Here is a 20,824-nt window from a genome sequence, read left to right as displayed (position 1 = left end):
TTACCCGATTTACGAATGGGGTTGGTAATCTTGTGCAAAAACAATACCAAAAGACCCGCCACCAAAAAGAGAACGGGTCTGGCATGCTGACTGCCCATACTGGGAATCCTATGAAAATACATTCACTTCCAGGAAGGGGAGAATCGCCAATGCCGGAATTGCCAGAGATGGAAACGTATCGCGGGCTGCTTCATCAGCAAATCTGCGGCGCTGCCATTACCGCTGCCACTGTCCAGCGGGAAAAGACGATTAACGTACCCCCGGCGCAGTTTGTTCAGACTGTACAGGGCAACCGCCTGACGCTCATCGAACGGCGCGCGAAGCACCTTTTGTTTCATTTGCAGAGCGGGCACGTCCTGCTGCTGCACCTCATGCTGGGCGGCTTCCTCTACTTGGGCACAGCGGAAGACAAGCTGGCGCGAACAGCCCAGGTGACGCTGTCCTTTGGCGAGCGCATCCTTTATTTTCACGGGCTGCGCCTTGGCTATTTGCACCTTTTGACCCCCGACCAGATCGACGAGAGGATGGCCTCGCTCGGCCCCGAGCCGCTGGAGCCGGGCTTTACGCTCGATCGTTTTCTTGAGCTGCTCGCAGAAAAACGCGGCGTGCTGAAAACAACCTTGGTCGACCAGCATTGGATCGCAGGCATCGGCAACTGCTACTCCGACGAAATCTGCTTTCACGCGGGAATTTTGCCGACGCGGCGCATTCCCGAGCTGACTGCCGGGGAGCGAGCGAGACTGTACCATTCCATGCAGACGGTGCTTACGGAAGCGATCCGCTTCGGCGGCTACATGGACCAGCCGCTGTATCGCGGCGACCGCTTGACGGGTGGATTCGACGAGCGCTGCCAAGTGTACGACCGGGGTGGAGAGCCTTGCCCGCGCTGCGGACAGCCGATTGAAAAAGGCGAGCTTTCGTCCCGCAAAGTATTTGCCTGTACCAACTGCCAGCATTGAAGGGGCAAATTGCCCGGTCACTGCCCGACTTGTTCTGCCGCCTTCATCTGTTTGACCATGTACACCTGCTCGGTTTCCGACGGTCCGAAGCCCGCTGCCTCAAGCGCATCGAGCAGCAGCCCTTCCGTTGCCCGCAAATTGAATGTGGCCCTGCGGCAATCCCGCTCATACGGGGCAAACACATGGGCAAGGGCGACGTTCAAAATGCCGAGGGCATCTTCATGGTCCGGCTGTGCCACGCATTGCCGCAAAACGACGGCGTTCACCTGTCCGGCTTCATTGACCATCGTTTTGTACATCGCATACCCGACTGCCTGTCCGCGACGGTCCTCCACCACCAGCGCCTGTGCGTCGCGCAAGCTCTGCCACTGGTTTTGCCAGGCCACATCCCCCGCGTAAAACGGCAGAGCCGCCACTTCCTGGGCCAGCACGCCTCTGATCCGGTAGTCAGACTGGGTCGGCTCGTGAAAAGCGTGCTCTGGCAGCGGACCGCTTCGTTGCCAGAACAAGAGGCGGTCTACCACTTCGTAGCCTTTTTGCTCGTACAAGGCAATCGCTTTGCTGTTTTGGCTCATCGCTTCCAGAGTGGCAACCTCCACGCCCGCTTCTTGGTACAGCGCAAGCGTAGCGTCAATCAATTGACGGCCCACTCCTTGCCTGCGGTATTCGGTGGCGACACCTGTCCCCCCGTTCCACGCGACTTTTTGGCCGCCAATCGTCCGCAGTCCGCTTGCGACAAGTCCAATCGGCTCGGTTCCGTCAAAAGCGACGACAGACAACGACAGTGCATAGCCCTCGCTGCCCAGGCGCTGCACCAGCATTTCCTCCGTCATGACGATCGGAATAAAATAGCCTTCAAATCCTCTGTTCCACGCTTTCGTCACTTCAGCAAACGTACAGTCACTCATCCGCTTGATGGTAATCATCCCATCACCTTCCATTCTTTTCGATAAAATTATTTTAATTGAAGAGGTCGAAAAATTCAATCTTTTCTGTTCGGCCATTTGCTTTCTTTGTCACGCCTGCTTTTCGCGTGGTAAGATAGAAAAAATCACGTACCCGGGAGGTTCCTATGCGCAAACAGCTCACCGTAGGCTCTCTTATCGCCGGACGCTCTCCCGTGCAGACGCCAGCCCCTACTCCTGTGTCCGGTAACATGCCGGAGACAACCGGGCGAGCTGGCAGCTTTTCCAGACTTCAGACCAAGCCCCAGACTACCATAAAGCGCAAACAGGTGACGGTCAAGCAGCACGACCAAACGATTTCGGTTGAACAGGCCCCCTGTCAGACGCTGCTGCAAGCCGCACTGGCACAGGGGCAGCCGCTTTCCTACAAATGCCGGCAGGGCTATTGCGGGAAGTGCCGTGTCCTGGTCGTATCAGGCACCTCTCTGCTCGATGCCCCGACCAAGCAGGAATCGGAAAAGCTGGACCAAAAGCTTGCCTCCGGCTATCGCCTCGCTTGTCAAAGCACTTTTCGCTCTACGATATTGGATTAAAAGGTGGCAGCAGCATGAAACCAACACGCATCCTACTTTTCGCAGGAGGGAAGCTGGGTGACTGGGCCATCCGCCACATTCGCCCAGACGACTGGCTCGTCGGCGTCGACCGGGGCGCAATGTTCCTCGTTCGCCACGGCTTCGCGCCACGCCTGTCGATTGGCGATTTCGACTCTGTCACAGCCGAAGAAATGGCGGAAATCGAGCGCCACAGCCTACACGTCTCTTCATGCGACCCCGTGATGAAGGATTTGACCGATACCGAAATGGCGCTCGCCTGGGCGATTCAGCAAAAGCCCGCGGAAATTGTGCTGCTCGGTGTGCTTGGCTCGCGCTTCGATCATACGCTCGCCAACGTCCAACTGCTGCACAAAGCATTGCAGGCGAAAGCTTCCTGCCGCATTGTCGATGAGCGAAATGAAATTCGCCTGGTCGACAGCCATTGCCGCATCGAGCAGGACCATTTTGCCCACGTCTCCCTGCTGCCTTTGACGGCGGAAGTCAGCGGCATTACTTTGCGCGGCTTCATGTATCCGCTGGAAAACGCCACGCTGCGCATCGGCGACACGCTCGGCATCAGCAACGTGCTCACGGAACAGACAGGAACGATTGACGTCGCTACAGGCCAACTGCTCGTCATCAAAAGCAAGGATTGAGCCGCACAGGAAAAAAAGGATCTGCGCCGTTACAACCAAACGGTGCAGATCCTTTTTTGCGACTATTCTTCTTCGACGTGCAGCGGCAGTTGCCAATCGATCTCTTCCATTCCTTGCGAGCGCAAAAACGCATTCGCTCGGGAAAACGGGCGGCTGCCGAAAAAGCCGCGATTGGCCGAGAACGGGCTTGGATGAGGCGAAGCGATGATGCAATGTCTCGTTTTATCAATAAAAGCGGCCTTCTCCTGCGCATGCCTTCCCCACAGGATGAACACAAGCGGCTTCTCGCGCTCGTTCAACAGATGGATAATCTGATCGGTAAACTGCTCCCAGCCGATGCCCTTGTGCGAATTAGGATTGCCTGCCCGCACGGTAAGCACGGCATTCAGCATCATGACGCCCTGCTTTGCCCAGTGGCTCAAGTAACCGTGCTCGGGAATGGTGCAATTCAGATCGCTTTGCAGCTCCTTGTAAATGTTGACGAGCGACGGCGGCGGCTTGATGCCCGGCCTGACGGAAAAGCTCAGACCATGTGCCTGTCCCGGACCGTGGTACGGGTCCTGTCCCAAAATGACTACTTTGGCCTGCTCGTAGCTCGTCAGGTGGAGCGCGGTAAAAATATGATACATGTCCGGGTAAATCGTTCGCGTCTGGTACTCTTCCTTCAAAATCTGGCGGAGCTTCAAATAGTACGGCTTCTCAAATTCCCCCGCCAATATCGGCGCCCAGTCGTTTTGCAATATTGCCATTTTCCTCACCTTGTCCGCTATTCTTTCTATTACCTTACCACAGACTGGCGAATCTCTGAACCATCGTTTCGTCCTGCCCCCACCCGGGACCTGGCTCTGCCAGTCCTATCTTTCCCCCCGTTCTTAGTCTATGTTTCCTATTACCCTCGTTTGATAGCTTTTCTCCCATGATCTTTGACATAATGTTTTCTGGGAAGATTTAGACAAAGGGAGAGGTTTTTCGACATGAAATGGGACTTGAAATCATTTTTTGGGGGAATTATTGTCGGTTCAGCACTCTTTTCGGGAATCGCCATTGCGGCTCCGAACTATCCGGATGTGGCAGGAGACACAAAAACGCCGTTTACCTACTACTTTGAAGGCGTGCCAAAATCGCCAAACAGCGATGTCCAGGGCATCATGTACAAAAACTCCGTGTACGTGCCAATCCGCTTCGTAGCAGAAAACCTGAACAAGCCAGTCATTTACGATGCCAAAACCAAGTCGATTTTCATCGGCAAGCTGCCGGTTGCGAAAATGTATTCGAAAATGGAAGCAGTCGAGCTGGTCAAAAAGAAATACGCCGCCAGCCTCACTCCTACACACGTAGTCGAATATGACCACGATGACGAAAAAGGACACTACGTCATTCAGGTGTACCAAACGGTCGTGAACAACTTCCAGTCCGGAGACAGCTACACCAGCACATACGGCTGGTTCGTGGTCAACCCGAACACAGGAGAAGTGAAGTCTTTGCTGTAAGCAGCACTTATTCCTATATACCCAAGAGGACAGCGGCATTTAGGGGAGCCGCTGTCCTCTTTTACTTCCAGTAACTGGACAACTTCCGATTGACTTCGAGAATCCATCTCCCTACGATGAGAAAAGACAACATTCAATAGGGGAAGGGTGTTTTTGCTCATGATGGTCGAAATCAAGACGATCGTTGTTCAGGAAGGGTACGCCGATGCAATCGTAAAAGGCTTCGGAGAGCCAGGCGTGGTGGAAGAAGCTCCGGGCTTTGTAGATTTGAGCATTTTCGTGCAAAAGCCGCGCAAAGGCGAAGAAGAAGTGGTCGTCATGATCCGCTGGGAATCGAAAGAAGCGTGGAAGCAGTGGGAGCTGAGCGAGCCTCATCTCGAAGGCCACCGCAAAGCGCGGGAACAAAAACGGCCAGAGTACATCATCAGCTCCAAAAGCGGTCATTATGAGCTGAAAGCAAGCAAACACCCTCGCCAACCGCAAGTCTAGCTTTTGCCTGATCGCACAAAACCAGCCCTGTTTCGCGGCGCAGTTCAAGCCCGTTCGAAACAGCGGCTGGTTTTTTACAATTCAAGGCCGTACTTTTCCATTTTCCGATACAACGTAGAGAGGCTGATTTGCAGCTCGCTGGCGATTGCCGCCTTGTCCTTGCTATGCCTTTCGTCCGCCAGATGCTTTTGCAAAATGGCGCGCTCGTAATCAGCCAGCAACTGCTCCAGCCCCGCTCCCGCCTTTTCAGCGTCCACCGTCTCCTCGCCTGTGAGCAAGTACTCCGGCAACTCCGCATCGCCAATCGTCGGCCCCTCTGCCATGTTGACCATGTATTCCACGGCATTTTCCAACTGGCGGATGTTTCCCGGCCAATCGTACGCGACAAGCCGCCTGGCAAGTCCGGCGTCCAGTTCCAGCCTGCCTTTTTGCAAAATCGTCCCGTACCGATACAAAAAATGCTGCAAGTAAAGCGGGATGTCCTCGCGCCGTTCGCGCAGCGGCTTCAGGCGAAGCGGAATGACGTTCAGCCGGTAGTACAAATCTTCGCGGAACGTCCCCTCTCTGACCATGCTCTCCAAATCTTTGTGCGTAGCCGCAATGACCCGGACGTCCACCTCCAGCGTCTTGACGCCGCCGACCCGGTCGACCGTTTTTTCCTGGAGGACGCGCAGCAGCTTCGGCTGCAACGACAACGGGATATCGCCTACTTCATCGAGAAAAATCGTGCCTTTGTGCGCCAACTCGAATTTGCCCGGCTTGCCTTCGCGCCGCGAGCCTGTGAACGCCCCGCCTTCGTAGCCGAACAGCTCGCTTTCCAGCAACGTCTCGGGAATCGCCGCGCAGTTGATGGCGACAAACGGCTGTCTGGCTCGCTGGCTCTCGCTGTGGATCGCCTTTGCCAGCAACTCTTTCCCCGTTCCGCTCTCCCCTCTGAGCAACACCGTAGAGATGCTGTTTGCCACTTTTTTCGCCTTGGCGATCACATCGCGCAACCCCGTATCAGCGCCGATGAGCTGGGCGAAGTACACCGGGCTGACCGCTGCCTGGGGCATTTCCTCCTGAATGTTGCAGCCCTTTTCCCGCTCCGCGTCCAGTTCCAGCAGCTTGTGCTCGATCAGTGCGCTCGTATGCTGCAAAAAAGGCATCCATTTTTCCGAATGGTGCAGCATCTTTTCCTTTTGCTCGGGGGAAAACCCGATAATGCCGATCACGCCGACCGTCTTTTCCCGCTTGTGTACCGGAAAACCGATTGTCGCCAGCTCCCGGCATTGCGGCAAAAACTTGCAGTTCATACACTGCGAGTCGTTCTTTTTCATGTCAAAAATCATGCCCGGCTGTCCGGTCTGCAAAATCATCCGGAAAAACGATCCTTCCGGCGCAGGCAAGCCAATCAGATCCGAATAGTAGCCCGTGCCGCTCACCCGTATCCCCTGCTCGTCGAGGATCGTGACATCCAGCCCGAGCACTTTGGCGATATTGTCTGCGTATGATTGAATGAACTCCTCTATCCGGGAAAATTCGGTCATGAGCGGCCCTCCTGCCAAGTTGCGTTCCTTACCCTCTGCCCGCAGCATCCGCCGCAGGCACGCGGGAAAGCGCCTGCTTTAGATCAGCAATAATGTCGCGCGCATCCTCCAACCCGGTAGACAGGCGAATCAAACCGTCCGTGATGTTGAAGGCAAGACGGTCCGCAACGGGAACAGAAGCATGCGTCATCGAGGCGGGATGCTGGACAAGCGTTTCGGGATCTCCTAAGCTAAACGATATCATACCCAGACGCAGCGCGTTAATGAAAGATTTGGCCGCGTCGTACCCTCCCTTGACCTCAAACGAGACGATTCCGCCCATTCCCGCCATCTGGCGTTGCGCCAGCTCGTGTTGCGGATGAGACGCAAGGCCGGGGTAGTAGACGCGGGAAATCGCCGGGTGCTGCGCCAAATATTCCGCGACAACCTGGGCGTTGTGGCAATGCTGGCGAACGCGCAAGCCGAGCGTCTTCAAGCCGCGCAAAATAAGAAAAGCATCCCAGGCGTTCAAGTTTTGTCCCAGGTCGCCCATAATGTGTTTGCGCATGAACTGAATCTGCTCTTGTTTCCCGACGATAAACCCGGCAATGACGTCCCCGTGTCCGTTCAAATATTTGGTCGCGCTGTGCACGACGACGTCAGCGCCCAATTCCAGCGGCCGCTGCAAGTACGGGGTCATGAACGTATTGTCCACGATCACGACAATCCCCCGCGCGTGGGCCAGACGGGACAGCGCGGCGATATCCAGCACGGTCAGGCACGGATTGGATGGCGTTTCGATGTAGAGCACGCGGGTATTCAGGCGCAGCGAACGCTCTACCGCCTGCAAATCGGTGCAATCGACGAAATCGGCGGCGATCCCGTAGCGCGGGGCCATCGTCGTCAGAAATTTGTAGCTCCCGCCGTAAACGTCCCGTGTACACACCACATGGTCGCCCTGCTGCAAAAAAGCGAGCAGCGCCCCGGAAATGGCCGCCATGCCGCTCGATACGCCCAAAGCGGCCTCGCCGTTTTCCAACGCGGCGATTTTTTGCTCCAGCGTCTCAATCGTCGGGTTGCCGTACCGACCGTAGTACGTCCCTGCCCGCTCTCCGGCCACGCAGGCAGCAGCGGAATCCGCGTCCGGAAACGCGTAGGCTACCGCAGGCACGACAGCAGCCGCGACCGCCCCAGTCTTTCGGCAAGGCTCCTGAGCAGTGTGAATAATCGCGGTGTCCAGCTTCCAGTCGTTTGTCTTCATCATCGTCTCTCCTTTTTCGCGATCCTCTCCATCATCCTTTGGCGAATGGTAGTAGCAAGGAGCGTGCCAACGAAAAAAGCGCATCAAACCGCCCTTTTCCGCTGCTCACGGCGGGGTGTTTTCGCATTTTCGCAAAAAAAGTTTGGCCTCGAACGAGAAAAAGCCGTCAGATACACTAACGGCTTTTTGCAAAGCTGACAATGAAGTTTTGCACGGGCAAAAAAACGGCTTAGACGAGGATGCCGCCGCTCTTGTGGTACTTCAAAATTCCTTCTGCAGCGCGGTACGAGAGCGCCCCCATCGTGCCTGTCGGGTTGTAGCCGCTGTTGTGCGCAAAGGCGGAAGCGCCGACGACGAACACGTTTTCCGCGTCCCACATTTGCAAGTAGTTGTTGACCGCAGAAGTTTCCGGCGATGCCCCCATGATGACCCCGCCTGTATTGTGCGTCGATTGGTACGGGGTAATATCGTAAGGCCCCAGTTTGCCGCGCACCTCCACTTTGCTGGCGCCCATTTCCCTGGCAATTTCCCCGCATTTCTCGGACAAAAAGGCGGCCAACTGCCTGTCCTGTTCCTCGAAGTCAAACGTAATCCGCATCAGCGGATCGCCAAAGGCGTCTTTGTACGTCGGGTCGAGATCGAGGAAATGATGGCGGAACGGCATGGAAGCTCCCTGCGCCCCGACGTTGACCGTGCGGTTCGCGTATTTGATTGAAGCGGCCTTGAACTCCTTGCCCCAGCTCGGCGTGCCTTCCGGAACCGTGTTGTTGGCGATCGGGCGCTGGCCGTACTGGGAGACGCTGATGTTGGCACCGTGAATGAAGTTCAGGCTGGAATGGTCAAAATTGTCGCCGTTGTAATCGTCGAGCACCATACCGAGCGAGCCGGCGCCAGCGTAGTTGTTGAACTCTTTGTCCTCGAAAAAGCCTGTCGCTCCGCCGCGCATGACCTGATAGCAGTAGTTTTTCCCGATGACGCCCTTGCCTGTATTCGGGTCGTACGGTCTGCCCAGCTTGGACATCAGCAGCAAGCGGGCATTGTTGAATACGTAGCTGGTCAGCACCACGATATCGGCTGGCTGCTCGATTTCCTCGCCCGTCGTCACATCCGTGTACAGCACGCCTGTCGCTTTGTTGCCCGTATGTAAAATGCGGCGCACGTGGGAATGCGTGCGGATTTCGAACTTCCCGGTCTTCTTCGCCACGGGAATGACCGTGACAACCGGGTCTGCCTTCGCGCCGTATTCACAACCAAACCGCTCGCAAAAGCCGCAATATTGACAGGCGGCCCGGGAAATACCGTCTGGATTGGTGTACGCTTCCGACAGGTTCGCGGACGGGAGCGGATACGGATGCAAATTCAGCTTTTTCGCCGCTTCCTCAAACAGCTTCATGCTCGGCGTCGTTTTCATCGGCGGCGTCGGGTACGGCTGGGAACGTTTGCCCCCGAGCGGATTTTCTGCTCCCGAAATGCCCGCCATTCGCTCGAATTTGTCAAAGTAAGGTTCCAGTTGATCGTACGTGATGCCCCAGTCCTGAATCGTCATGCCCTCGGGAATTTTCTTTTCGCCATAGCGTTCGACCGTCTTGCTGCGTATCTCAAAATCGTACGGCAAAAACCGGAACGTGTGGCCATTCCAGTGAACGCCCGATCCGCCCAGCCCCGTTCCCAGCAAAAAAGAGCCGTACGAGCGCATGGGGAGCGCGCGAACGTTGGTGTTGCTGCGGAAGGTGATCGTTTCCTTGGACAAGTCCTGCATCATTTCATAGCGGAGCGCGTAGCGCAGTTCGTCGTGTACCATGAAGTAATCTTCTGTTTTCCGCTCTTTGCCTCGCTCCAGTCCAACGACTGTCAGCCCCTGCCTCGTCAGCTCCGAGGCGATAATCCCTCCGCCCCAGCCTACACCCACGATGACGACATCCACTTTGGGCAATTTTTTGGCCATGTTGTTTCACCCCGTGTTGTCAGTGTTGATGATCCCGCAAACTCAAGGGCTCCATCTTCACGAATTTGTCTTGCTCGATCACCTGTGTATAGGTCATCTGATTACCTGGGTAATTTTTTAATCTCCAGCCATCCATATTTTTATTGCCGCCGTACAGCGGGTCAGCGTAGATCCCTTCGATTGTGCTGGCGCGCAGCATTTTGAAGAAAGCGCTGGCCGAGATCGTGGTCAGCTTCACCTCGTCTGTCTCAAACGCCTTCAGCACGGCGTCCTGCTGCTCAGGCGTGATCTCGTAAAAGCGTTTGCCATGTGTAGACTGGCTGTAGTTGTTCAGCTCCTGAATTCCGATGTCGAATATTTCCCGCCGCTTCAGCCTGCCCTGATAGCCCTGGGTCACTTCCCCCGGATAAAACGGACCTTGCATGTATTCGCGCGAGTTGAACCCCCAATCGCCCGCCAACTGGTGGTCGATGAAGTAAGCCGCGCCCAACGCTTTTGCCCCCGGGCCTAGCTCGTCTTCGGGGAAAATTCGCTCGCATGCGGCGTCCACTACCTTGAACTGCTCCGGACTGAAATACATCAGCGCCTGATTATAATCGGCAGCAGGAGCCGGTGTCGCTCCCGGTTGCGGTGGTGCTTCCGGCTTGCGGAGCAGGCTTCCTGCCACTCCCCCGACAACCAGACCACCGAGCACCAGACCAGTGTTTTTCAAAAAGTGCCGACGCGACACTGGCTGCTCATGCCTGTTGTTTGATTCTGCCAAATCTACCACCTCCAGTTCTCTCTTCCCTTGGTTTGCGCATTTTTTCGACAGGCTAAACGCATTTCCCGGAAATTTTCCCAACATGCTCCACACATAGTTTCCAGAGGCAAACAAAGGATATGGTTACCTATATAGCAACAGTTGGAGGGATTACGATGAAACGCTTAGGAACATGGGTGGGCAGCACCGGATTGGGCATCGCGCTTCTGCTTTCGGCCTGCAACAACCAGGCTGCGCCGCAAGAACCGGCCCGGACACATACCGTACATCCGGACAGAGCGGGCGAGACGGTCATTCCCAGCGTAGACCGCGACAAAAAGCTGACAACCAACTCTCACGGCACGACTTTCAGCGGAATGGGCAACGGCGTGTACAGCTCCATCGGCAGCTCGCATCTGCACAGCGGCGGCCCCTCGACCAAGCTGGAAGCACAGCTCGGCGCAGCCGGAGTTCACGGCATCCAGGCATTGATCGTCGGCGATGCTATTTTTCTTGCGCCGACGACCGCCAACCAGGCTTCGATCAATTCGATGGACCCGATGCAGTCCCACCTGCTGAGCAGCTATGCGGGCAGCAGCAGCAGAGGCAACGATACGGCGAACGGCATCGCAGGGGCGAAGGCGAGAACCAACACGACAGGCGTGCTGGGCACCAGCGATCGGAACGCTTTGTTTACGCAAGCGCGCACCGTCGTAGAGCGCCTGTACGGCACCGATGCGAAAGTCTGGACGGTCAACTCGAAAAAAGGGATCGACTCGCTGGAAAAAGTGAAAAAACATTTGCGAGACAACAACCGGGACAAAAAAATGGCGGACGAGCTGGACAGGCTCTTCCGCGAGGCGAAGCGATAGACAGACCGGCAAGCGCTGACCGGCCAGTTCATGAGAAAACATGGCTGCGTCAAGCCATTGGTCAAGACAAAAAGGGACAAGCAGCGCGCGCTTGTCCCTTTCCCTTTAGCTATGCAAAAATTCATCGATGGCCTTCACCGTCTCCTGTGGATGAGTCACCATCAGCAAATGAAGCGAATCCGGTATCGTCCTCACTTTTGCCTGCGGTACGGCATGCTGATAACGGACAGCGGCTTCCCGGCAAAAGGTCCGCTGCGCTTCATCAGGCAGCTTCGTTTCATCGGCGAGCAGCAACAGCACAGGGGCATCCGCTCTGCCTGTTACGCTGTATTCCAGCTCCCCTCCCGCGATCGGGATGCGGCTTGTCCGCACTACACTCGCTCCGGTTCCCCTCTTCATTTTGCCCGCGCTCCTTTCATCCCCGCTTTCGTCTGTGAAGCTGCTACTCATCGAATTTCACCAGCTCCAGCCTGGCTCCCTTGATTTTGACCAAATAAAACAAATAAACAAGGCCGACAAACGTCCACAACAGTCCGAGCATCATCGACTTGATATCAAGACTGATCCATAAAAACGCGATAAAAGCGGTCCCGATCAGCGGCGCCAGCAGATAGCCCCACCAATCGGCCATGCGCCTTTCCTGCTTGAGCCTGAGATAGTAGGCGATGACACTCAGGTTGACAAAGCTGAAGGCGATCAGCGCCCCGAAGTTGATGAACGACGTCGCGGTCAACAGGTCCAGGTAGAGCGCGGACAGCATCAGCGTCCCGACCAAAAGGACGTTGAGCAAAGGCGTTTTCAGCTTCGGATGCACATAGCCAAACCATTTTCGCGGCAAATAGCCGTCCCGCCCCATCGCGTACAAAAGCCGCGTGACGCTGGTCACCGACACAAGCCCGGAGGCGAGCGTAGAAGACAGCGCTGCCGCCAAAAACAGTAGCTGAAACACGGAGCCGCCGATAAACAGCGCGATTTCCGCGGAGGCCGCTTCGGGGTCAGACAATACAGAAACATCAGGAAACAACGATTGCATAAAGTACGAAGCGGTAATGAACAGCGCTCCCCCTGCCAGCGCGACCAGCAAAATCCCCCGGGGAATCGTCTTTTTGGCCTCGACCGTTTCCTCGGTCAGCGTGGTCACGGCATCGAAGCCCAAAAAGGAAAAGCAAAGAATCGAGGCGCCCGACAGTAACGCGACTACGGACAGATCGGGCGAGAAGAACGGCTGGATGTTGAATACGTGCCCAAGCCCCTCTCCCTGAACCAGACTGCGAATGGACAACCCCGCGAACAAAATGACAAAGGCGATTTGAAACAGCACGAGAAACGAGTTGACAGAAGCCGTCACGGTGACCCGGAACACATTCAATAATGTAATCAGTGCGATAAATCCGATAATCCACCACCTGGTCGGCACCTCGGGGAAGACGGACGATAAATACACCCCTGTCAGCAGGGCGTTAATCATGGGCAAAAACAAATAATCGAGCAGCGACGCCCATCCGACCAAAAATCCCGCATACGGATGGATCGTTTGCTGCGTGTACGTGTACGCGGTCCCTGCCGACGGGAACGCGCGGACCATTTTCCCGTAGCTCGCGGCGGTAAACAGGATGGCGAGCAGCGTCACTGCGTAGGCAGCAGGAACGTGTCCACCGGTTTCCTCGGCTACAATGCCAAAAGTGTCAAAGACGGCCATCGGAGCCATGTACCCCAGGCCAATTACGACGATATGCCACAGCTTCAAGCTGCGTGTAAGCTCTGCTCCCCCATTCACTGCCTGTCCTCCTTCTCTGGTGCAACACGAATAATTATACACGCGAATGAGAAAAGTTCCACGCCTTGCCTGATGAAAAAACGCTGTTGCACACGGTTTTCCCATGCCGCAACAGCGTTTTTGTGTTTGTCACAGCCTGCGCCTGTACTACGCTTTTGGCAGTTCGAACGAGCTTTTCAGCGAAACGATCCGGTTAAAGACCAGCTTGTCCGGCGTCGTATGCTTCGGATCGACGTTGAAGTATCCGTGGCGGAAAAACTGGTATTTGTCCTGCGCCTTCGTGTCTTTCATGTTCGGCTCGACGAATCCGTTCAACACTTCCAGCGAGTTCGGGTTGATGTTGTCCAGGAAGCTTCCTTCCGTGTCCTCATCGTCGAGAATCAGCGGCTCGTACAAACGGAACTCGGCAGGTACTGCCTGGCTCGCATCTACCCAGTGGATGGTCCCTTTTACCTTGCGTCCTGTAAACCCGCTTCCGCTCTTCGTCTCCGGGTCGTAGGTGCAGTGCAGCTCGATGACATTGCCATCCGCGTCCTTCACCACGTCGTTGCATTTGATGAAGTAGGCGTGCTTGAGACGGACTTCATTTCCCGGGAACAGGCGGAAATACTTGCTTGGCGGGTTTTCCATGAAGTCGTCCTGCTCGATGTAGATTTCGCGGGAGAACGGAATTTGACGATTGCCCATCTCCGGATTTTCCGGGTTGATTTCCGCTTCGAGCATCTCGACCTGGCCTTCCGGATAGTTCGTGATGACGACTTTCAGCGGATTCAAAACAGCCATCGTGCGCGGTGCTTTCAGCTTCAAGTCCTCGCGGATGAAATGCTCCAGCATTTTCGCGTCGACTGTACTATTGCTGCGCGCTACCCCGACTTCACGGGCAAACGTGCGAATCGCTTCCGGCGTAAAGCCGCGACGGCGGAAGCCTGCAATGGTCGGCATGCGCGGATCGTCCCAGCCATCGACGACGTTTTCGTCTACGAGCTGTTTCAGCTTGCGCTTGCTCATGACCGTGTTGGTCAGGTTCAGGCGGGCAAACTCGTACTGGCGCGGAACGTGCTCCATCTCGCACTCGCTGATGACCCAGTCGTACAGCGGACGATGGTCTTCAAATTCGAGCGAGCAGAGCGAGTGGGTCACGCCTTCAATCGCATCCTCCAGCGGGTGCGCGTAGTCGTACATCGGGTAAATGCACCATTTGTCTCCCGTGTTGTGGTGGGTCGTATGGGAAATGCGGTACAAAACCGGATCGCGCATGTTGATGTTCGGGGAGGACATGTCGATTTTGGCACGCAGCACTTTTTCCCCGTCCTTGAACTCTCCGTTGCGCATGCGCTCGAACAGGTCGAGGTTTTCCTCCACAGAACGGTTGCGGTACGGACTGTCTACGCCCGGCTCCGTCAACGTTCCGCGCAGCTTGCGCATCTCTTCGGCAGACAGATCGTCCACGTAGGCTTTGCCTTTTTGAATCAACAGCACCGCACGCTTGTACATCTCTTCAAAGTAATCCGATGCAAAAAACAGCCCGTCCCATTCAAAGCCAAGCCATTTGACGTCTGTTTTGATCGCTTCCACGTACTCAGTGTCTTCTTTCACCGGATTGGTATCGTCAAAACGGAGGTGAGCCTTGCCATTAAATTCGCTTGCCAGTTCAAAATTCAGGCAGATGGCTTTTGCATGTCCAATATGAAGATACCCGTTCGGCTCCGGCGGAAAGCGGGTAATGACTTCCTTGACCTTGCCTGCTTGCAGGTCGTCAATCACGATATTGCGGATAAAATTGGATGACGCTACCTTGTTTTCCAATGAAATCAACCTTTCACTTCACCTTTACATTCCATAATACTGATTCTCTTCCCAGAGTTCAACAAAATCGGGCCGTTGTCCGGCCCGCTGCGTCTACCACTCCTGCTCTTTTGGCCATCGCGATTGCGGCTGGCAGTACAGCGAAATGATCGAGTCGAGCGACCGCTGCTGTTCGGTAATGCCGCGAATGGTTTGCAAATGCTTAGGTCTTACGAGGTGGAGCAGCGGCTGTTCAACCTGATTGAACCGCTCGAAGGCGGCGGCTGCGATCTCATCCCATTGGCGATAGTAGCGCAGCAAGTCGTCAGGCATCACCCTTGAACGGCTCGTGCCCGGCTCCGGCAAACAGTCAAACGGTTCATCCAGGTTCAGCGTTCCGTAATCATCGGTCAGTTCCTCGCCCGGCAAAATGTCCCGCGCCGCCAGTTCCAGATCGTACATCGTCGCCACACAGGTCGCATGGAAGCTGTGGTTGACAAACCGGGCCTTATCCCAGCACAAGATGTATTTGCCGAACTGATTTTTGAACGAATATTTTTGCACGTCCTGTTTTCTTAATGGATCCAGTTTTTCCACAAATGCCGGGTCTAATACCTGATCGAGATCATCCTGGACCCAGACAATCGTGCCTTTGGGAATGAGCTTTGTCGCAAACACACCGTACCCGATCTCGTCGTTGATATAGCGAAGCTCTGTATCGGGATGCATCATGGTCGTTGTTTCACTCCTTGGCAAATGTGCCTTTTTATCATCATAAGCAGTTCGGCCAACAGAGGTGTGTGAATGTCGGTGAAAAACGCGTATTTCCCTGATGCTTCCTTTTTTCTAGATAAAAAGAAATTTCCTTATTTACCCCAATCGACAAATCGTCTATATTATTGACAAACAGGTTTAGGAAATTTTACCTGCAACATTTGCATTAATTTTTCATTGATATCGAAACGGCAAACCCGGGGAAATCCGGCGACGCAAAGCTAGAGGGGCTACCTCCGCACGAGCGGGCATGCCAGCCAGCTACCGAAATATTGATGTAGGACAAGACCAATGATCCTATATCATTGGTCTTTTTTTGCGCACTCATTGTCTGTTTTTGTCCATTTTTGTAGGTATAAGGAATTTTCTGTCTGTCCCGGTCAAGGAGGTGAGGCTGCGAAAAGCTGTCGGATTGTTGAACCTTTTCACCAAAATACAAGGAGGCTTCATGAGATGTCACTTTGGAAAAAACTTTCTGCCGTCGCATTGACCGCCGCTATCGGCCTGACAACATTCGCTCCGGTCCAAGCTGCCAATCGTCCAACATCAATGTCGCCAAATGCCATGGTCACAACACCTCACTATCTGGCTACAGCCGCAGCCCTGAAAACGTTGGAAGACGGCGGAAACGCAGTAGACGCCGCGATTACCGCCGCCTCTACCCTCGCCGTCGTCTATCCGCACTACACGACCATTGGCGGGGATAACTTCTGGCTCATTTACAACGCCAAAACAAAAGAGCTGAAAGCATTGAACGGCAGCGGACGAGCTGGCGAAAAGGCAACCATCGAATACTACAAAAGCAAAGGCTACGACAAAATTCCTTCCCGCGGCTATGAGTCTGCCAACACGGTTCCCGGCGTTGTTTCCGGCTGGTGGGAAGCCTACAACTACGCGCACAAAAGCATGGGCAACAGCAAGCTGCCTTGGCACAAGCTGCTGGAGCCTGCGATCGGGTACGCCGAAAACGGCTATCCCGTCTCGCCCAACCAGGTTTACTGGACCAAGTACGCAACAGACCCGACTGACAACGAGCTGAAAAATCTCCAGCGCTTCGAGGGCTTCCGCAAAACGTTCCTGAAGCCGAACGGAGAGCCGTATGCCGCAGGCGAAATTCTCAAGCAAAAGGACCTTGCCAAAACGTTGCGAATCATTGCCCAAAAAGGCGCCGACGGATTTTACAAAGGCGAAGTCGCGCAAAAAATCGTCGCCGACCTGCAAAAAAACGGCGGGCTGCTCACGCTGAAAGACTTCGAGAAGCATACCTCCACCTGGGCGGAGCCGATTACGGTAGACTATCGCGGCTACAAGGCGTACAACGTGCCGCCCAACTCCCAGGGCATGGCCTCGCTCTCGATTTTGAACGTGCTGAACAACTTTGACCTCAAGAGCATGGGCGAAGGTACGCCGGATTACTACCACACGATCGTCGAAGCGACCAAACAAGCTTTTGCCGACCGTGACAAATGGCTGACTGACCCGGCATTCGTGGATATTCCTGTGGACGAGCTGTTGTCCAAGCAGCACGGAAAAGAACTGGCAGCGCGCATTGACATGAAGCAAGCGGCAAAAGCGGTCGAGCCGCTCGATCCAAAAGGCGATACTACGTGGTTTGGCGTCGTGGACAAGGACGGCAATGCCGTGTCGATCATCCAGAGCCACTACTTTGACTGGGGCTCCGGCATCGTCGCGAAAGACACGGGCGTCCTGTTGCAAAACCGCGGCAGCTACTTCTCTCTGGACCCGAAACACATCAATCACCTGGAACCGGGCAAACGCACCTTCCACACGATCAACCCGGCGATGCTCTTTAAAGGAGACAAGCCTTACCTGCTCTACGGAACACAAGGCGGCGAAGGCCAGCCGCAAACGCAGGCGGCGCTCGTCACGCGCATCGTCGACTTCGGCTTCAGCGTGCAGGACGCGATTGAAGCGCCAAGATGGCTGCACGGCCGCAACTGGGGCTCTGCCTCCAACAACCTGAAAGTCGAAAGCCGGATTCCGCAGGACGTTCTGGACGAGCTGGTGAAGCGCGGCCATCCGGTCGAAAAGCTGGAAGCAGCCTACACCGATGCGATGGGCCAGTCCGGCGCGATCTTGATTGATCCGCAAACGAATGTGAAGTTTGGCGGCGCTGACCCTCGCGGGGAAGGCGCGGCAATGGGATATTAATCGCTCGTCAGGCTGCTGAGTCTTCTCGGCAGTCTGACTGTGCATTTCTTTCGGGCAGGCAGCGTTCTACGCAAGACAGAAAGAAATTGCCAAGCACGAATTTAGGAGTGGAAAAGCCTATGTTTTTGTTCAAAAAGCTGAGGAACAAAATGATTCTCTGGTTTCTCACCGTTGCAGTCATTCCTCTGGCCGTCGTTTCGCTGTTTATTACGAACAGCTTTTCATCCATCCTGATCGACAAGCAAAAAGCGTCGTATGTCGACCTGACCTCCAGTACCGCGATGGCGATGGATCAATATTTGGACCGGCGCATGACCGAAATTCAGGTGTTGGCCCGCACCTCTGATATTCAATCGGCTGACGCGGCGGCGAAAAACGAGTTCATCCGCAAGTTTACCGAAGAAATGAAGCTGTACGACGGCAATACGTTTATCGGCAGCGACGGAAAAGTATCCGCCGATACGTTCCCGAAAAGCGTCGGGATCGACCTTGGCGAGCGGCAATTTTTCAAGGACGGCATGCAGGGCAAACCGAGCTACTCCGATGTCCTGGTCGCCAAAACAACGGGCAACCGTTCGATCATCGTCGCTGCTCCCGTCACCGGCAAAAACAAGGAGGCGCTCGGCGTCCTGACCGGGCTTGTCAACGTGGACGAGTTCGCCGCGACGTTTCTGGCCAATCTGAACGTCGGCAGCGACGGTTACCCGATTCTGGTGGACAACAAGCACCAGATTCAATACCACCCCAACCAGGAGCTGATCGGAAAGCCGCTTGCGGAATCGGCTCTGCCCCAGCCTTTGGTCGACATTTTGCAAGCGGACAAAGCCGAGAAAGGCTCCTACAGCTACTCCGACCAAGGCAAGGAATACGTCGTCACATACTCGCCGATTTCGAAAACGAACTTTGGCCTGTACTTGCACATTCCGGTCGAATCTATCACGGCCGCCGTTTCTTCCGTCAGCAACAACGTCATGCTGATCGTTTTTGGCGTAGTTGCTGTAGTCATCGCCATCGCGTATGCGATCTCGCGCCAGATCACCCGTCCGATTGTGGATGTGGCCTCTGTGGCGAACCGCATTTCCGAAGGCGAACTCACCGTGCAGCCTCTGCGAATCCGCTCGCAGGATGAGGTCGGACAGCTATCCCAGTCGGTAAACACAATGGTGCACAACTTGCGCACGATCATTCAACAGGTCAACGACACAGCTACCGATCTCGCCTCTTCCGCAGAAGAGCTGTCGGTGAATGCGGAACATACCAGCAAGGCGACGGAACAAATTGCGATTACGATTCAGGAAGTGGCCTACGGCGCGGAAAAACAGGTGAGGAGCGTAGAAGACAGCGTGCACGCCATGCAAGGGGTGTCACAAGGGGCGCAGCAAGTAGCGGCGAATGCCCAGTACGCGGACGAATCGGCCATGAGCGCTTCCCGGATCGCCGTGGAAGGCAACGAGACGCTGCAGGTCGTCATCAGCCAGATGCAGTCCATTGAAAATACGGTCAGCAACATTGCGGATATCGTCAAACGGCTGGGAAACAGCTCGCAGGAAATCGGGCAAATCGTGCAGGTCATCACGGCGATCGCGGAGCAAACGAACCTGCTCGCGCTAAACGCCGCCATCGAAGCCGCCAGAGCGGGCGAGCAAGGCCGCGGTTTCGCGGTGGTGGCAGACGAAGTACGCAAATTGGCCGAGCAGTCCGCCCAATCGGCGCAGCAGATTAAAGAGCTGATTACCGCCATTCAACTGGAATCCAATCAGGCTGTGCTGTCGATGGAGCAAGGCACCAAGGAAGTCGCGCTCGGCTTGACGGTCGTAAACAACGCCGGAAAATCGTTTGAGCAGATTCAGGATGCAGTCGCACAAGTAGCGAGCCAAATCCAGGAAGTGAAGCTATATTCCGAACAAATGTCTGCCGGAACCGAGAAGGTCGTCGAATTGGTCAGCGTCATTGAACAGGTCGCTGAAAGCTCGGCAGACGGAACCCAGAGCGTGTCAGCCGCCACTGAGGAACAACTGGCCGCCATGGAGGAAGTGAACTCCTCTGCTGCTTCCCTGGCGAGAATCGCAGAAGAGCTGCAATCTCATGTGAGCCGGTTCAAAATATAGCGGGAACATGCTTAAAAGCCGTCGGGACCGATTCTCCCCGACGGCTTTTTGTTCATGCTCGCTTAGCCCAGTGTCAGCATCCGGTCAGGATGGTTGGTGCAAATTTGCACCTCGGGATGCCAGGACATGACTTCCCGGATGTACGCAGGCTCATCTAGCGTCCAGGCTATGACCTTGAACCCTTTTTCAATCGCGGCGGCTGTCAGCTCCCGCGTCAGATACGGATAGCCCATGGACAAGATGCTGGCGCCTGCCGCCTCGATCTGCTCCAGCATGAGCACGGGACGGCCGTAGACGATCAGCCCCGTCTGCACCTCCTGATCGAGCGTGCGCACGTGGCGAATCAGTTCGTGGTCAAACGACGTCACATACACTTCCTGCTTCATTCCGTACTGCTCCACCAGCGCCAGCACCTTTTCCGCAATTCCCGGGTACATGTCGCTCGTCGCCTTCAGCTCGATGTTCAGCGTGCAGTGGCCCTTGATCGCAGCCAGCGCTTCCGCCAGAGTCGGAATTTTTTCGCCTGCAAACTTCTCGTCGAACCATTTGCCCGCATCGAGCTGGCGCAGTTCCTCAAGCGTGTGGTCTTTGACTAGCCCGCTTCCGTTCGTCGTGCGCTCCAGCGTAAAATCGTGAATCAGGACCGGAACACCGTCACGCGTCAACTGCACGTCAATCTCCATCGCCTGGATCGCAGGCTCGGCCAGCGCCAGTTGAATCGCAGCCATCGTATTTTCCGGTGCTTTGCCCGACCAGCCGCGATGGGCCATACATATGTTCATGTCGCG

The 20,824-nt window shown here is 55.3% G+C and carries 19 protein-coding genes and 1 riboswitch; of the genes, 8 read left to right on the top strand and 11 right to left on the bottom strand.

The genetic code is table 11. The features are described 5' to 3' along the window. Positions 1-149 precede the first annotated feature (149 nt). Positions 150-959 carry an Fpg/Nei family DNA glycosylase gene (locus BA6348_RS04640; RefSeq protein ID WP_005830296.1) on the top strand — a complete coding sequence of 270 codons (810 nt, stop codon included), beginning with the start codon at positions 150-152 and terminating at the stop codon, positions 957-959. Positions 960-976: 17 nt separating this feature from the next. On the opposite strand, the gene BA6348_RS04635 is transcribed toward BA6348_RS04640, so the two are convergent. Beyond that, positions 977-1,885: a GNAT family N-acetyltransferase gene (locus BA6348_RS04635; RefSeq protein ID WP_122953093.1), complete on the bottom strand. Its 909-nt coding sequence runs from the start codon at positions 1,883-1,885 to the stop codon at positions 977-979. A 146-nt stretch (positions 1,886-2,031) separates the two neighbouring features. Between BA6348_RS04635 and BA6348_RS04630 the strand changes: the two genes are divergently transcribed. Further along, entirely contained in the window at positions 2,032-2,457 is a 426-nt protein-coding gene (locus tag BA6348_RS04630) for a 2Fe-2S iron-sulfur cluster-binding protein (RefSeq protein WP_025843677.1), read from the top strand. Positions 2,458-2,471: 14 nt separating this feature from the next. Further along, complete coding sequence (locus BA6348_RS04625) at positions 2,472-3,113, top strand: thiamine diphosphokinase (protein ID WP_025843678.1); 642 nt, start codon at positions 2,472-2,474, stop codon at positions 3,111-3,113. A gap of 62 nt (positions 3,114-3,175) precedes the next feature. Here BA6348_RS04625 and BA6348_RS04620 read toward each other — a convergent pair whose 3' ends face one another. Continuing rightward, complete coding sequence (locus BA6348_RS04620) at positions 3,176-3,862, bottom strand: uracil-DNA glycosylase (protein ID WP_007777264.1); 687 nt, start codon at positions 3,860-3,862, stop codon at positions 3,176-3,178. A gap of 225 nt (positions 3,863-4,087) precedes the next feature. Here BA6348_RS04620 and BA6348_RS04615 point away from each other — a divergent pair, with 225 nt between their 5' ends. Beyond that, positions 4,088-4,603, top strand: a complete 516-nt coding sequence (locus BA6348_RS04615) for a stalk domain-containing protein (RefSeq protein WP_007777268.1) — start codon at positions 4,088-4,090, stop codon at positions 4,601-4,603. A gap of 159 nt (positions 4,604-4,762) precedes the next feature. After that, positions 4,763-5,092: an antibiotic biosynthesis monooxygenase family protein gene (locus BA6348_RS04610; RefSeq protein ID WP_005830305.1), complete on the top strand. Its 330-nt coding sequence runs from the start codon at positions 4,763-4,765 to the stop codon at positions 5,090-5,092. 74 nt (positions 5,093-5,166) lie between these two features. On the opposite strand, the gene BA6348_RS04605 is transcribed toward BA6348_RS04610, so the two are convergent. The 4 genes from BA6348_RS04605 to BA6348_RS04590 form a co-directional block, all read right to left on the bottom strand. Continuing rightward, positions 5,167-6,621 (bottom strand): sigma-54 interaction domain-containing protein, encoded by a 1,455-nt coding sequence (locus BA6348_RS04605; RefSeq protein WP_005830307.1) that lies wholly within the window; start codon positions 6,619-6,621, stop codon positions 5,167-5,169. Positions 6,622-6,649: 28 nt separating this feature from the next. After that, positions 6,650-7,861, bottom strand: coding sequence for a trans-sulfuration enzyme family protein (locus BA6348_RS04600; protein ID WP_122953103.1), 1,212 nt, complete (start codon positions 7,859-7,861; stop codon positions 6,650-6,652). A 229-nt stretch (positions 7,862-8,090) separates the two neighbouring features. Continuing rightward, on the bottom strand, positions 8,091-9,806 hold the full coding sequence (locus BA6348_RS04595; RefSeq protein ID WP_005830310.1) for a GMC family oxidoreductase: 1,716 nt from the start codon (positions 9,804-9,806) through the stop codon (positions 8,091-8,093). A 19-nt stretch (positions 9,807-9,825) separates the two neighbouring features. Beyond that, positions 9,826-10,569 (bottom strand): gluconate 2-dehydrogenase subunit 3 family protein, encoded by a 744-nt coding sequence (locus BA6348_RS04590; protein ID WP_007777280.1) that lies wholly within the window; start codon positions 10,567-10,569, stop codon positions 9,826-9,828. A 155-nt stretch (positions 10,570-10,724) separates the two neighbouring features. On the opposite strand from BA6348_RS04590, the gene BA6348_RS04585 reads away from it, so the two are divergent. Then, entirely contained in the window at positions 10,725-11,420 is a 696-nt protein-coding gene (locus tag BA6348_RS04585) for a hypothetical protein (protein WP_005830315.1), read from the top strand. A 105-nt stretch (positions 11,421-11,525) separates the two neighbouring features. Here BA6348_RS04585 and BA6348_RS04580 read toward each other — a convergent pair whose 3' ends face one another. The 4 genes from BA6348_RS04580 to BA6348_RS04565 form a co-directional block, all read right to left on the bottom strand. Next, positions 11,526-11,819: an alpha/beta fold hydrolase gene (locus tag BA6348_RS04580; RefSeq protein WP_005830317.1), complete on the bottom strand. Its 294-nt coding sequence runs from the start codon at positions 11,817-11,819 to the stop codon at positions 11,526-11,528. A 43-nt stretch (positions 11,820-11,862) separates the two neighbouring features. After that, positions 11,863-13,197: an APC family permease gene (locus tag BA6348_RS04575; protein ID WP_005830319.1), complete on the bottom strand. Its 1,335-nt coding sequence runs from the start codon at positions 13,195-13,197 to the stop codon at positions 11,863-11,865. A gap of 147 nt (positions 13,198-13,344) precedes the next feature. Then, positions 13,345-15,012: a glutamine--tRNA ligase/YqeY domain fusion protein gene (locus tag BA6348_RS04570; RefSeq protein ID WP_035316699.1), complete on the bottom strand. Its 1,668-nt coding sequence runs from the start codon at positions 15,010-15,012 to the stop codon at positions 13,345-13,347. A gap of 84 nt (positions 15,013-15,096) precedes the next feature. Beyond that, positions 15,097-15,714, bottom strand: a complete 618-nt coding sequence (locus tag BA6348_RS04565) for an SET domain-containing protein (protein WP_005830323.1) — start codon at positions 15,712-15,714, stop codon at positions 15,097-15,099. A gap of 222 nt (positions 15,715-15,936) precedes the next feature. Continuing rightward, a riboswitch (cyclic di-GMP riboswitch) is annotated at positions 15,937-16,025 on the top strand. A 184-nt stretch (positions 16,026-16,209) separates the two neighbouring features. Here BA6348_RS04565 and ggt point away from each other — a divergent pair. Beyond that, on the top strand, positions 16,210-17,928 hold the full coding sequence (gene ggt, locus BA6348_RS04560) for a gamma-glutamyltransferase (protein ID WP_007777292.1): 1,719 nt from the start codon (positions 16,210-16,212) through the stop codon (positions 17,926-17,928). 119 nt (positions 17,929-18,047) lie between these two features. Continuing rightward, complete coding sequence (locus tag BA6348_RS04555; RefSeq protein ID WP_122953094.1) at positions 18,048-20,036, top strand: methyl-accepting chemotaxis protein; 1,989 nt, start codon at positions 18,048-18,050, stop codon at positions 20,034-20,036. Positions 20,037-20,098: 62 nt separating this feature from the next. Here BA6348_RS04555 and BA6348_RS04550 read toward each other — a convergent pair whose 3' ends face one another. After that, on the bottom strand, positions 20,099-20,818 hold the full coding sequence (locus BA6348_RS04550) for a glycerophosphodiester phosphodiesterase (RefSeq protein WP_007777298.1): 720 nt from the start codon (positions 20,816-20,818) through the stop codon (positions 20,099-20,101). Positions 20,819-20,824 lie beyond the last annotated feature (6 nt).

It is taken from the genome of Brevibacillus agri (assembly GCF_004117055.1).
Classification (GTDB): domain Bacteria; phylum Bacillota; class Bacilli; order Brevibacillales; family Brevibacillaceae; genus Brevibacillus; species Brevibacillus agri.
This window is presented reverse-complemented; position numbering and strand designations above follow the sequence as displayed.